Source organism: Enterobacter sp. BNK-22 (assembly GCF_048684805.1).
Taxonomy (GTDB): domain Bacteria; phylum Pseudomonadota; class Gammaproteobacteria; order Enterobacterales; family Enterobacteriaceae; genus Enterobacter; species Enterobacter quasiroggenkampii.
Genome location: NZ_JBLQTT010000001.1, coordinates 1,752,099 through 1,765,754 on the forward strand (window position 1 = coordinate 1,752,099; position 13,656 = coordinate 1,765,754).

The window sequence follows — 13,656 nt, forward strand, 5'->3', positions numbered from 1 at the left end:
GTGGTTACACACAAACCCCGCTTCAGTCTGCTGCCTGAGGCGTCTATATGGGACAGCGCAAAAATTGAATACACAAACCCGTTCACCGCTGGTGAAACTGGAACGAATTCGTAAAAGTTTTGATGGCAAGGACGTCATTTCCGACCTCACTCTCACCATCAATGACGGTGAGTTTCTGACGCTGCTTGGCCCCTCCGGCTGCGGCAAAACAACCGTACTGCGCCTTATCGCCGGGCTGGAAAGCGTCGATAACGGCCATATCCATCTTGAAAACCAGGACATCACCCAGGTTCCCGCCGAAGACCGCCACGTCAACACTGTCTTTCAGAGCTATGCCCTCTTCCCGCACATGACCGTGTTTGAAAACGTGGCGTTTGGCCTGCGGATGCAAAAAACCCCGGCGAATGAAATCGAACCGCGCGTCACCGAAGCCCTGCGCATGGTGCAGCTTGAGACGTTAGCCCAGCGAAAACCGCATCAGCTTTCCGGCGGCCAGCAGCAGCGTGTGGCCATCGCCCGCGCCGTGGTCAACAAGCCGCGTCTGCTCCTGCTGGATGAATCCCTCTCCGCGCTGGATTACAAACTGCGCAAGCAGATGCAGAACGAACTCAAAGCTCTGCAGCGCAAGCTCGGCATTACCTTTGTCTTCGTCACCCATGACCAGGAAGAGGCCCTGACCATGTCCGACCGCATCGTGGTGATGCGTGACGGTAAAATCGAGCAGGACGGCACGCCACGTGAAATCTACGAAGAGCCGAAGAACCTGTTTGTCGCCAGCTTCATTGGTGAAATCAATATCTTCGACGCCACGGTGATCGAACGTCTGGACGACCAGCGCGTGCGGGCTCGCGTCGAAGGACGGGAGTGCGCCATCACAGTGAATTTCCCCGTCGAAAAGGGACAAAAGCTCAACGTTCTGCTGCGCCCGGAAGATCTGCGCGTCGATGAAATCCACGGCAATGCCGAGGCCGAAGGGTTAATCGGCTATATCCGCGAGCGCAACTACAAAGGGATGACGCTGGAGTCTGTCGTCGAGCTGGAGAACGGTAAAATGGTGATGGTCAGCGAGTTCTTTAACGAAGACGACCCTGACTTCGACCACTCTCTCGACCAGAAAATGGTTATCAACTGGGTAGAAAGCTGGGAGGTTGTACTGGCTGATGAAGAACACAAGTAAGTTCCAGAATGTGGTGATTGCCACGATCGTCGGTTGGCTTGTGTTGTTTGTCTTTCTACCCAACCTGATGATTATCGCCACCAGCTTCCTGACCCGCGACGATACCCATTTCGTTTCGCTGGTCTTTACGCTGGACAACTACGCGCGCCTGATCGATCCGCTCTATTTTGACGTGCTGCTGCACTCGCTGAATATGGCGCTGATTGCCACGATTGCCTGCCTGGTGCTGGGTTATCCGTTCGCATGGTTCCTCGCGGGTCTGCCGCAAAAGGTGCGTCCGCTGCTGTTGTTTCTGCTGATTGTGCCGTTCTGGACCAACTCGCTGATTCGCATTTACGGGCTGAAAATCTTCCTCAGCACCAAAGGCTACCTCAATGAATTTCTGCTGTGGCTGGGAGTGATCGATACGCCGATCCGCATCATGTTCACCCCGAGCGCGGTGATTATCGGTCTGGTCTATATCCTGCTGCCGTTTATGGTGATGCCCCTCTACTCCAGCATTGAGAAGCTGGATAAACCGCTGCTGGAAGCGGCAAAAGATCTGGGTGCCAACAGGTTCCAGACCTTTATCCGCATTATCATCCCGCTGACCATGCCCGGCATTATCGCGGGCTGTCTGCTGGTGATGCTCCCGGCGATGGGCTTGTTCTACGTTTCTGACCTGATGGGCGGGGCGAAAAACCTGCTGATTGGGAATGTGATCAAGAGCCAGTTCCTCAACATCCGCGACTGGCCGTTCGGGTCCGCCACCAGCATCACGCTGACGGTGGTGATGGGTCTGATGCTGCTGGTCTACTGGCGCGCCTCACGGCTGCTGAATAAGAAGGTGGAACTCGAATGATCGGTCGACTGCTTCGCGGCGGTTTTATGACCGCCATTTACGCTTACCTGTATATCCCGATCATTATTTTGATCGTGAACTCGTTTAACAGCTCGCGCTTTGGGATTAACTGGCAGGGCTTTACCACCGACTGGTACAGCCTGCTGATGAACAATGACAGCCTGCTGCAGGCCGCTCAGCACTCGCTGACGATGGCGATCTTCTCCGCCACCTTCGCCACGCTGATTGGCTCCCTGACCGCCGTGGCGCTCTACCGCTATCGCTTTCGCGGTAAACCGTTCGTCAGCGGCATGCTGTTTGTGGTGATGATGTCGCCGGACATCGTGATGGCGATTTCGCTGCTGGTGCTGTTTATGCTGCTGGGCGTTCAGCTTGGCTTCTGGTCGCTGCTGTTTTCCCATATCACCTTCTGCCTGCCGTTTGTGGTGGTGACCGTCTTTGCGCGCCTGAAAGGGTTCGACGTGCGCATGCTGGAGGCGGCGAAAGATCTGGGCGCCAGCGAGATGACCATCCTGCGCAAAATCATCCTGCCGCTGGCGATGCCCGCCGTGGCGGCCGGATGGCTGCTGAGCTTTACCCTGTCGATGGATGACGTGGTGGTCTCCTCCTTCGTGACCGGGCCGAGCTATGAAATTCTGCCGTTGAAAATCTATTCGATGGTGAAAGTCGGCGTTTCACCTGAGGTGAACGCGCTGGCGACCATTCTGCTGGTGTTTTCGCTGGTTCTGGTGATCGCCAGCCAGGTTATTGCTCGTGATAAAACAAAATCTCAGGGGACAATGAAATGAAAAAAATGCTCGCCGCTGCGGCGCTGGTGCTTGGCATGGGTGCCGCGCACGCTGATGACAGCAAAACGCTCTACTTCTACAACTGGACCGAGTATGTGCCGCCGGGACTGCTGGAACAGTTCACCAAAGAGACGGGCATCAAGGTGATCTACTCGACCTACGAGTCGAATGAAACCATGTATGCCAAGCTCAAAACCTACAAAGACGGCGCGTACGATCTGGTGGTTCCTTCCACCTACTTTGTCGACAAAATGCGCAAAGAGGGCATGATCCAGAAGATCGATAAAACGAAGCTAACCCATTTTTCAAACCTCGATCCGGAGATGCTCAACAAGCCTTTTGACCCGAATAATGACTACTCCATTCCGTATATCTGGGGGGCAACCGCGATTGGCGTTAACAGCGAGGCCGTCGATCCGAAATCGGTGACAAGCTGGGCCGACCTGTGGAAACCGGAGTACAAAGGCAGCCTGTTGTTGACCGACGACGCACGTGAAGTGTTCCAGATCGCGCTGCGCAAGCTGGGCTACTCGGGCAATACGACGGATCCAAAAGAGATTGAAGCGGCGTATACCGAGCTGAAAAAGCTGATGCCTAACGTGGCGGCATTCAACTCCGATAACCCGGCAAACCCGTATATGGAAGGTGAAGTGAACCTGGGGATGGTGTGGAACGGCTCCGCGTATGTCGCCCGCCAGGCCGGTACGCCGCTTGAGGTTGTCTGGCCAAAAGAGGGCGGGATTTTCTGGATGGACAGTCTTTCAATCCCGGCCAACGCGAAAAACGTGGACGGGGCGCATAAGCTGATTGACTTCCTGCTGCGCCCTGACGTGGCGAAACAGGTTGCCGAGACGATTGGCTACCCGACGCCCAACATGGCCGCACGCAAGCTGCTGAAGCCTGACGTCGCTAACGATAAGTCGCTCTACCCGGACGCCGAAACCATCAGCAAAGGTGAATGGCAGAACGATGTCGGCGATGCCAGCCGCCTCTACGAAGAGTATTACCAGAAGTTAAAAGCGGGCCGCTAACCGGTATCGCGTTCTTCCTCACGCCGCCTGCGCGGCGTGAGGGGGAATTAACTGACCGCATTCTCTCCTGCCCAGATCGTCGCCTTTCGCATCGCCTCCACCACCTCCTCATCAGACAGACCCAGCGTCTGACGAACCTGTGTCGCCTCGTCCCAGCGCTGCTGTTCATAGTAGCGACAGAGGTTAATCATGTCGGCTAACTGCCCCTCCTGATGGCACAGCGCGTTGCTCACGCTCTGCGGTACCGCAATTTGCTTCATCAACTCGGCCATCGGCAGCTCAAGGAGGGTATCGAGCAAAGAAAACAGGCCGCACATGAATGCATTATCAGCCAGAATCGGGTCTTTCATCGTCTCTGCAATCAGTTCGCAGAACTTGCCGCGCATCATGCTTAGCGGGTAAAGCTCGCTGACGGTGTCATTACCCGCACTGGCGAGGACCACGACGGCAACAAACCGTCGGAGCTGATTTTCGCCAAGATACCTGAGCACCTCGCTCAGGGTTAACTTGCTGAAATTACAGGCGCCGACATGTTTAAACGCCGTATGCTTCATATAGCGCATGATTTTATAAGAGAGCGTCAGATCCGTTTTTATCAACGACTCGATGATTCGAAAATCAGGTTTATTGCGTCCGACCTCCATTTGCAGCCGGAAAATCGCCAGCTGATTTTGCGACAGCCGTTTATATTTAATGACCTCCGGACGGCAGAAAAAATAGCCCTGAAACAGCGAGAACCCCTCGTCCCTGTATTGGTTGAATTCCTCTTTAGTCTCAACTTTTTCAGCGAGATATTTAATATGACCGGTCAGATGTTGACGTGCTTTCAGATACGCTTTAATTTGCGCTAAAGTATAATTTCTAACGTCGAATTTCAGGATCGAAATATAGGGTAAAAAAGCATCCCATTCTGGCGCAAGGGTGAAATCATCAAGCGCAAACTGGTAGCCATGCGCATTCATCTCCCTGACAGCCTGCAGCAGTTCGGCCCCCGGCACAGCATCTTCAAGGATCTCAATCACCACGCTCTCTTTATCAAGCGCTTCGCCACTGCGGTCAATGACCATCCTTGAAGGGAAATTAATAAACGACGTATGTGCCCCGGCGATGCGCTGGGACGGCACACATAAAAACTGATCGGATATCATCCTGGACGTGGCATATTCCGCCGACACATCCGGAAAACGATTTGTCATCCCGTCTCTGAAAAGCAGCTCATAGGCCACGGTATTCATCTCTGGGTTAAAAATGGGTTGTCGCGCGATAAATCCGTACATATCCCATCCTCCTCTACCACTTAATATTTATTAGCATCCTCTTTCTACACGATGATAACGAGCATTATCGAGCGCTATTTTGATTGAATGCACAAAATAAAAGCATCCACACTAATTAACGGGATTTAATATTCTGGAATTTAAATTAAATATATCCGGCGCTCTACAGAAAGAGAACGAAATATCCGATAAGTACTGTGTGCCTGCCCGACATGCACGACATTACGGGAGATGAGAATGAAAGACGCCATGGTCCAAAAACAAAAAATAAGAGTCAAGACGTTGATGCTATTGTCCATTTTCCTCACCGTGACGGTGGGCTTTACGGCAACGATCGGGTTTATGATGTGGCAGTGGATGGCGCAGCAAGAGGTGCTGGCCAAAAAACATATCCGCCAGATAGCCGAGGTACAGGCTTTACAGGTCAGCAAACAGCTGGATTCCGCCCTGACTGCCGCCCGGGATATGGGCAACAGTGCCCTGGCGCTGCGCGAGGCGGGCGTATCCGATCGCCAGAGCCTTAACCAGTTGCTCATCCACTACCTCTCGGCTCACCCGTCGTTTCTCTCCATGTCGATGGCCTTTGAGCCCAACGCGTTTGACGATAAAGATACCGCCTTTGCCGGTCAGAGCGGTGAAGATCCTGCCGGGCGCTACGCCCGCTACGTCGACCGCGATGCCACCGGCAAACCGGCGTTGCACCTGCTGACGGACATCGAAACGCCCGGCAGCGGTGATTATTATCTGCTGCCGAAACAGCGGCATAAAGATGTGATCATCGAACCCTATATTTACCCCTACAACGGCGTGGACGTGATGCTCACCTCGATTGCCGCCCCCATCATGCGTGACGGTCAGTTTCTGGGCTCGGTCACCTCTGACTTCTCGCTCGCCACGCTGCAGTCCACGATCGGCGCAATTAAACCGTGGAACGGCACAGGCTACGCCCTCCTCCTGTCTGCGGGCAATAACGTGGTGTCCAGCCCGGACAAACGGGCTGCAGGCAAGCCTTACGCGGGTCAGATTGCCGGTCATGATGTCACCCGGGTAAACGATCCGCTGCTGAAGGAAGAGGTGTTTATCACCTGGCAGGACATCGCCGTCGGCAACAGCCAGACGCCGTGGAAACTGGCTATTATCACCCCGGTCAGCGAAGTGATGGCCGAAGCGCGCGCATTTTTACTGAAAGCCATCGTCCTGATGGTGTTAAGCATCGTTGCGGTCAGCCTGGTGATGGCCCAGATCTTTACCCGCAAGGTTGACCGTCCGGTGGGGGGAGAACCTTCCGAGGCCGCCGGGATCGCCCTGGCCGTCGCCCGGGGAGATCTGAACAACACCATCCCGGTGCGTTCCGGGGATACCCACAGCATTTTTTATGCCCTGCACACCATGCAGACGCAGCTCAAGCGCATCGTCGGCAACATCAGCGAAGCCAGCCATTCGGTGCACGGCGGGACCAGCGAAATTTCGGCGGGCAACCTTGACCTCGCCTCGCGTACCGAAGAACAGGCGGCGGCGATTGTTGAAACGGCTGCCAGCATGGAAGAGATTTCGGTCACGGTGAAGAATAACGCCGACAACGCCCACAAGGCCACCACGCTGACCGATCGCGCCGCGAGCCTTGCCGGGCATGGCGAAACGCTGGTAAACGACGTGGTAATGGTGATCGGGGAGATTGACGAGAGCGCACGTAAGATCGGTGAGATTAACAGCATCGTCGACGGCATCGCCTTCCAGACCAATATTCTGGCACTGAATGCGGCCGTTGAAGCGGCGCGCGCAGGCGAACAGGGACGCGGTTTCGCAGTTGTCGCAGGTGAAGTGCGCAACCTTGCCCAGCGAAGCGCTAACGCGGCTAAAGAAATTTCCCAGCTGATTGCCGAGTCCTCAGGCCGCGTCAGCAAAGGCGTTGAGCTGGTCAATGAGACCGGCGTAATGATGAAACAGGTGATTGAGGCGGTGTCGCACGTGCATCTGGTCATCAACGACATTGTTCAGGCGCTGGACGAACAGAATCGGGGGATTAGCCAGGTCAGTACCGCCGTTAACCAGATGGACAGCACCACCCAGCAGAATGCTTCACTGGTTCAGCAGATCTCAGCGGCGGCGCTCTCGCTGGACGAGCAGGCTAAATCGCTGGAGAAGACGCTGGCGTTCTTTCATTCTTAAATAAAAAGGCACCCGTTCAGCGGGTGCCTTTTCACGCGATTCGCGTTACAGCCCTTTCAGCAGCTTGTCGACAAATTCCGGAACAACCGTACTTGCCAGACCGTAGTGTTTCTCTTCAAACTCGCTGCCCACCTGGCTTGGCTCAAGATTGAGTTCTACCGTATGCGCGCCGTGCAGTCGCGCTTCGTGGACAAACCCCGCCGCCGGATAAACATGGCCAGATGTGCCGATGGCGATAAACACGTCGGCCATCGCCAGCGCGCTGTAGATCTCATCCATTCCCAGCGGCATTTCGCCGAACCAGACCACGTGCGGACGCAGGCGCGACGGGAACTGGCAGCAGTGGCACTTATCCTCTGGCAGCACGTCCTCTTTCCAGTCCAGCACCTGACCGCTCCAGGCGCAGCGAACCTTGAGCAGCTCGCCGTGCATATGGATGATGTTCTTGTTACCGGCCCGCTCGTGAAGGTTGTCGATATTCTGCGTTACCAGCAGAAAACGATCGCCCAGCGCCTCTTCCAGCTTCGCCAGCGCCAGATGCGCTGCATTCGGCGCGACGTCAGGCTGCTGAAGCTGACGACGGCGGGCGTTGTAAAACGCCTGCACGAGATCCGGGTCGCGGGCAAAGCCTTCCGGCGTGGCGACATCCTCCACGCGGTGTTCTTCCCACAACCCGTCCGCCGCGCGGAAGGTTCGAATTCCTGACTCGGCGGAGATCCCCGCCCCGGTCAGCACCACCACTCTGGGTTTATCCATCGCTTCTGGCATCATTCTGTCTCTGAAAAAGATCCGCTGGCGCAGACGCTCACGCAAGCGGCGTTTGTTTTTGCGAAAACGGCTGAGTCGACCCTGGCGACGCGACAGCATAGTAACCTCGTAAACTAATCGGTGAGATGAAGGAATGCGGCTCCGCGCATGCCTCCTGCGTCCCCGTGTCGCGCGCGTTCAATACGCGGCACGCGGGCAACCGGCAATAAGTGTCGGGGCAAACGCCCGGACAACCGTTCCGTAATCGCGGTAAAGTTTGAGAGCCCTCCCCCGATCACCAGCAGATCCGGGTCGACGATAGTGAGAATATTGCCCAGACATACCGCCAGCAGATCCAGATAGCGCTCGACGTGCTCACGCGCCTGCGCATCCCCTTGCTCCCACAGGGTAATGATTTGAGGGGCCTCAAGTTTCTGATGATAGAAGTGTTCGTAAAGCCATGCAAACCCGCGGCCGGAAAGGTAGTTCTCAATACAGCCGTGCTGGCCACAGCCGCAGCGGGTTAGCGGAAAATCACGTCCCACCACCTCGAGGGCATCCACCGGCAAGCGAATATGACCAAACTCGCCGGTGATGTAGCTGCGGCCGGTGATGGGCTTACCGTTGATGACGATTCCGCCGCCGACGCCGGTACCGAGGATCAGCCCCATCACCAGCGGGTAGCGACGGAATTCATCATCCCAGGCTTCAGAGAGCGCGAAGCAGTTGGCATCGTTGTCTAAACGCACGTCGCGTTCAAGGAGAGCAGAGAGATCGGCGCGCAGCGGTTTACCGCTGGCGGCAGGCACGTTGGCCGCGTAAAGCGTACCGTCGTCTGTTTCCGGCATGCCCGGAATACCAATGCCGACGCTGCCTTTCACGCCAAAGCGTTCATCGGCCTGTGCCACCAGCGCGGCAATGGCGGTTAAAAATTCGTCGTAGCTGTCGCGCGGCGTGGGAACGCGGGTTTCCCACTGCAGTTTGAGGTCTTTATCAAACACGCCGAGCGCAATCTTGGTGCCGCCAATATCAAATCCATAATACATAACGCATTCCTCTTTCGATCTGGCGACCCGAAAGCCGCTAGATCATGACGTAATTACTGGCCACTTAATACCCTCGCCGGATCAATTCGGCTTGCGCGACGCGCCGGATACCAGCTTGCCAGCAGACTCAGTAAAAGTGCTGTAAGCAGCACATAAAAAACATCCAGCCAGTGCAGTTCAGACGGCAGGAAGTCAATAAAATAGATATCACCCGACAGGAACTGGTGACCAATAAGCTTTTCAATCCCGTTGATAATCGGCGTCAGCTGCAGGGAAACCACCACACCAATCACCACGCCGCACAGGCTGCCGAACAGACCCGCCAGCAAACCGTACCAGACGAAGATGGCGCGAATAAGACCGTCTTTTGCGCCGAGGGTACGCAGCACGGCGATGTCGCCGCTCTTGTCCTTGACCGCCATGACCAGCGTCGAGACGATATTAAAGCACGCGACGCCAATCACCAGCACCATCGCCAGATACATAATGGCGCGGATCATCTGGATATCACGGTACATATACCCGTAAGTGCCGATCCAGCTTTTGATGTAGACATAGTTATTGGTCACGCTGCCCGCGTCGCGCACCAGTTTGTTGGCGTTAAAGACGTCGTTCACCTTAATCGCAATGCCCGTCACGCTGTCGCCCATGTCGAGATACTGGCGCGCATCCTCCATCGGCACCATCGCAAAGCTGTGGTCAAGCTGGCCGCTCAGTTGAAGAATACCGGTAACGTGCAGGCGCACGCGTTTTGGCTGCTGCAGTTTGTGATCGGCGCTGGCGTTGGGGATCATGATTGACACCCAGTCGCCCTGCTTCACCTTCAGGGCATCAGCAACGCCTTTACCCATGATGATCTGCTGCTCGCCCGCCCTGAAGTTGGCCCACGCGCCGTTTTGCACATAGTTCGGCAGCGCGCTGAGACGCGCTTCCTGCGCCGGATTCACCCCTTTCACCTGAATGGCGCGCAGGTTTACCCCGCTCTCCACCAGCCCGGTAAAGTTAATGTAGGGCGCGGCCGCGGCGATGCCCGGCACTTTTTCAACTTTGGTGAGCGCATCGCTCCAGTTCGTCCACGGCTGGTTAACCGGTTCGATCTCCCCGTGCGGCACCACCGCCAGAATGCGGTTATTCAGCTCGCGCTCGAAACCGTTCATGGCGCTCAGGCCGACAATCAGCACCGCCACACCCAGCGCAATACCGATGGTCGAGATGACGGAGATCAGCGACACCATGCCGCCGCGGCGGCGGCCGCGGCTAAAACGTAAACCGATGAGTAACGATAACGGTGACGCCATTACTCTGCTCCCATCAGGGTCAGTTCCGCGTTCAGATGACCGTCGCGCATCTCAAGCTGGCGCCCCATGCGTTTTGCCAGCTGCAGATCGTGGGTCACCACCAGAAACGCGGTACCCTGTGAGGCGTTCAGCTCGCCCAGCAGCTGGAAAATACTGTCCGCATTGCGGGCGTCCAGGTTACCGGTGGGCTCATCCGCCAGCACCAGACGCGGGTTGTTGACCAGCGCACGGGCAATCGCCACGCGCTGGCGTTCGCCGCCGGACAGCTCCGACGGACGGTGGTTACCGCGATGGCCCAGCCCTACCGCTTTCAGCATGTCGCTGGCGCGGGCGTTAATTTCTGCGGGTTTCTTTTTGCCAATCAGCAGCGGCATCGCCACGTTTTCCAGCGCCGTGAAATCCGGCAGCAGGTGGTGGAACTGGTAGATAAAGCCCAGCTCGCGGTTGCGCAGCTCGGCCTTCGCCGCCGAGGACATTTTGCTCATCGGCTGGCCAGAGAAAATCACGTCGCCGTTGGTTGGGGTATCCAGCCCGCCCAGCAAATGTAATAAGGTACTTTTACCGGAGCCGGAGCTGCCGACAATCGCCATCATCTCGCCTTCGCCCACGCTAAAGCTCACATTGTGCAGCACGTCGGTTTGCACAGTGCCTTCCTGATAGCGTTTGGACAGGTTGTCGCATTGCAACAGGATCTTATTCATAACGTAAAGCCTCAGCGGGTTGAGTGGCGGCGGCGCGCCAGGAAGGATAAAGCGTTGAAAGCAGCGCAATGGCCATCGCGGCCAGCGCAATACCGACCACCTGCAGCGGCTCGATAGCCACCGGCAGCGCCGCGCCATCGAGCAGCGCGCCGATAATCGGCATTAAGTTGTTGAGCTGGCTGGCAAGCAGTGCCCCCAGCACGGCACCGAGCAACGCACCGATGATACCAGCGCTGGCGCCCTGCACCATAAACACGGCCATGATCTGGCGCGGCGTCAGCCCCTGGGTTTGCAGGATAGCGACCTCGCCCTGCTTCTCCATCACCATCAGCCCCAGCGAGGTGATGATGTTAAATGCCGCCACGGCGACGATCAGGCTCAGCAGCAGCCCCATCATGTTTTTCTCCATCCGCACGGCCTGGAACAGCTCGCCTTTGCGCTCGCGCCAGTCCTGCCATTTGGTGCCGTCCGGCAGTTTTTGCTGGCTGAGGGTATCCACCTTCAGCGGCGCGGCAAGCCACAGGCGCCAGCCGGTGATATTTCCGGCCGGGTAGCGCATCAGGCGTGACGCGTCCTGGATGTTAACCAGCATCTGGTAGCCATCGACTTCGCTGTTGGCGGCAAAGGTACCAATTACGTTGAACAGGCGCTGGCTTGGCAGGCGCCCCATCGGCGTAAACTGGCTGGCGGAAGGCACCATCACGCGCAGCTGGTCGCCACGGTTGACGCCAAGCTGGCCGGCAAGCTGCTCACCCAGAATCACGTTGTATTTCCCGGCTTCCAGGTCAGTCTGCTTCACGTTAACGAGATACGGCGTCAGCGGATCTTTTTGCGCCGGGTCGATACCCAGCATCACGCCGACCGCCACGCTGCGGGCGCTTTGCAGCACCACGTCACCGGTGGTCAACGGCGCAACGCGCGTGACGCCCTGTAACTTCGCCGCGCTTTCCGGCAGCTGCTGTGGGTTAACCGAACCGTTAGTCGATGAGAGAACGGCCTGCGGCATCAGCCCCAGGATATTGTTTTGCAGCTCGCGCTCAAAGCCATTCATGACGGAAAGCACCGTCACCAGAGCCATCACGCCAAGCGTAATGCCAATAGTCGAAAGCCAGGAGACAAAGCGACCGAAGCGGTCCGCGGCGCGCCCACGCATGTAGCGTAAGCCTATGAAGAGTGCGACAGGTTGATACATGAAGTCCGTCTGTTTGCTGATAGCAGACCCACGAGTATATAAGCGAATCCGTTAAGCGTAAATGACTGAAACCGTAAGCTTTGGTAATCATTTTTCCGAAAAATTCAGATAAATCAGGGTACTAATGTCTGAAACCGCCCCTCGCAACCTCCACCTTTTCCGAAAAACCTCCTGATACAGACTGTTACCCATTACAGCCCGGTTTCGTTTAACAACAATTGTTCGTTCGTCTATGGCAATAAGGTAGTTGCGAACAATGAAGCAAAAAGCATTATGGATTAACCAGATAAAAGGGCTGTGTATCTGCCTGGTGGTTATCTATCATTCGGTTATCACGTTTTATCCGCACCTGATCGGGCTGCAACACCCGCTCTCCGGCCTTCTCGCCAAATGCTGGGTCTATTTTAATCTCTACCTCGCCCCCTTCCGTATGCCGGTCTTTTTCTTTATCTCCGGCTATCTGATCCGTCGTTATATTGACGAGGTGGACTGGCGAACCAGTCTCGACAAGCGAATCTGGAGCATTGTCTGGGTCCTGGCGCTGTGGGGGATTCTGCAATGGCAGGCGCTGACCCACCTGAATGCCTGGCTGGCCCCCGATCGTGAGCTTGCCACCTCGTCGAACGCGGCCTATGCCGATTCCCTCCCGGGATTTGTGCGAGGCATGCTCACCGCCAGCACCAGCCTGTGGTATCTGTATGCCCTGGTTGTGTACTTCACGCTGTGTAAACTGCTGAGCCGCTGGAAGCTGCCGATGCTGGGGCTGCTGGCGCTGGCAAGCATCGCGATCAACTTCCTGCCGCTGCCGTGGTGGGGAATGAACAGCGTGGTACGCAACATGATCTACTACAGCCTCGGGGCGTGGTATGGCGCAGCGCTGATGACGTGGATGAAAAACCTCAGCCTGCGCCGCAGCTGGCTGACAACCGGCGCTTTCGCCGCCGTCTCCGTGGTGCTGTGGTTTGCTAACGTTCCGCTGCTGCTCTCATTGCTGTCGATTGTGCTGATCATGAAGCTGTTCTACAGCTTTGAGCAGCGCTATGCCGTTCACCCTGACAACCTGCTGAACGTGATTGGCTCCAATACCATTGCGATTTATACCACTCACCGCATCCTCATTGAGGCCTTCAGCCTGTTCCTGATCGGCGAGATGAATGCCGCTTACTGGCCGGTCTGGGCCGAGCTATCCCTAATTCTTGTCTATCCGTTTGCCAGCCTGCTGATTTGTACCCTTGCCGGACTCGGGGTGCGTAAGATTTCCACCGCGCTGTTTGGGGACATTTTCTTCTCTCCGCCTTCACCGTTCACGCTGTCACCCACCACCCGTTAATGCCCTCACCGCCCCCCTTCCGGGGGCGTATAATCCCGCCGTGCGGTTACGATTTGCTT

Annotated in this window: 12 protein-coding genes; 6 read left to right on the forward strand and 6 right to left on the reverse strand. The window is 56.4% G+C overall.

The window, feature by feature from the left end; genetic code table 11:
* The first annotated feature begins 34 nt into the window (after positions 1–34).
* Genes potA through potD form a run of 4 tightly spaced genes read left to right on the forward strand, consistent with a single transcriptional unit; the run spans position 35 to position 3,837 of the window.
* Positions 35–1,177 carry a spermidine/putrescine ABC transporter ATP-binding protein PotA gene (potA, locus tag ACMGGE_RS08270; RefSeq protein WP_420294183.1) on the forward strand — a complete coding sequence of 381 codons (1,143 nt, stop codon included), beginning with the start codon at positions 35–37 and terminating at the stop codon, positions 1,175–1,177.
* On the forward strand, positions 1,161–2,018 hold the full coding sequence (potB, locus tag ACMGGE_RS08275) for a spermidine/putrescine ABC transporter permease PotB (RefSeq protein WP_045910217.1): 858 nt from the start codon (positions 1,161–1,163) through the stop codon (positions 2,016–2,018). Before potA ends, potB begins: the two co-directional genes overlap by 17 nt.
* The gene (gene potC / locus ACMGGE_RS08280) at positions 2,015–2,806 is read left to right on the forward strand and encodes a spermidine/putrescine ABC transporter permease PotC (RefSeq protein WP_008500765.1); all 792 of its coding nucleotides are present in this window, start codon (positions 2,015–2,017) and stop codon (positions 2,804–2,806) included. Before potB ends, potC begins: the two co-directional genes overlap by 4 nt.
* Entirely contained in the window at positions 2,803–3,837 is a 1,035-nt protein-coding gene (gene potD, locus ACMGGE_RS08285) for a spermidine/putrescine ABC transporter substrate-binding protein PotD (protein ID WP_420293646.1), read from the forward strand. Before potC ends, potD begins: the two co-directional genes overlap by 4 nt.
* A 47-nt stretch (positions 3,838–3,884) precedes the next feature.
* Here potD and ACMGGE_RS08290 read toward each other — a convergent pair whose 3' ends face one another.
* On the reverse strand, positions 3,885–5,114 hold the full coding sequence (locus ACMGGE_RS08290) for an EAL and HDOD domain-containing protein (protein ID WP_420293647.1): 1,230 nt from the start codon (positions 5,112–5,114) through the stop codon (positions 3,885–3,887).
* A 237-nt stretch (positions 5,115–5,351) separates the two neighbouring features.
* Here ACMGGE_RS08290 and ACMGGE_RS08295 point away from each other — a divergent pair, with 237 nt between their 5' ends.
* On the forward strand, positions 5,352–7,283 hold the full coding sequence (locus ACMGGE_RS08295; protein ID WP_420293648.1) for a methyl-accepting chemotaxis protein: 1,932 nt from the start codon (positions 5,352–5,354) through the stop codon (positions 7,281–7,283).
* Between the two features lie 45 nt (positions 7,284–7,328).
* On the opposite strand, the gene cobB is transcribed toward ACMGGE_RS08295, so the two are convergent.
* The 5 genes from cobB to lolC are packed head-to-tail and all read right to left on the reverse strand — an operon-like array spanning position 7,329 to position 12,267.
* The gene (cobB, locus tag ACMGGE_RS08300) at positions 7,329–8,150 is read right to left on the reverse strand and encodes a Sir2 family NAD+-dependent deacetylase (RefSeq protein ID WP_021240739.1); all 822 of its coding nucleotides are present in this window, start codon (positions 8,148–8,150) and stop codon (positions 7,329–7,331) included.
* 14 nt (positions 8,151–8,164) lie between these two features.
* Positions 8,165–9,076, reverse strand: coding sequence for an N-acetylglucosamine kinase (gene nagK, locus ACMGGE_RS08305; protein WP_023292773.1), 912 nt, complete (start codon positions 9,074–9,076; stop codon positions 8,165–8,167).
* 53 nt (positions 9,077–9,129) lie between these two features.
* Positions 9,130–10,374 (reverse strand): lipoprotein-releasing ABC transporter permease subunit LolE, encoded by a 1,245-nt coding sequence (gene lolE, locus ACMGGE_RS08310; RefSeq protein WP_045352893.1) that lies wholly within the window; start codon positions 10,372–10,374, stop codon positions 9,130–9,132.
* Positions 10,374–11,075, reverse strand: coding sequence for a lipoprotein-releasing ABC transporter ATP-binding protein LolD (gene lolD / locus ACMGGE_RS08315; protein ID WP_008500772.1), 702 nt, complete (start codon positions 11,073–11,075; stop codon positions 10,374–10,376). Before lolD ends, lolE begins: the two co-directional genes overlap by 1 nt.
* Positions 11,068–12,267: a lipoprotein-releasing ABC transporter permease subunit LolC gene (lolC, locus tag ACMGGE_RS08320; RefSeq protein WP_420293649.1), complete on the reverse strand. Its 1,200-nt coding sequence runs from the start codon at positions 12,265–12,267 to the stop codon at positions 11,068–11,070. Before lolC ends, lolD begins: the two co-directional genes overlap by 8 nt.
* A gap of 256 nt (positions 12,268–12,523) precedes the next feature.
* On the opposite strand from lolC, the gene ACMGGE_RS08325 reads away from it, so the two are divergent.
* A complete protein-coding gene (locus ACMGGE_RS08325) occupies positions 12,524–13,597 on the forward strand; it encodes an acyltransferase family protein (RefSeq protein WP_420293650.1) in 1,074 nt (357 codons plus the stop codon).
* Positions 13,598–13,656 lie beyond the last annotated feature (59 nt).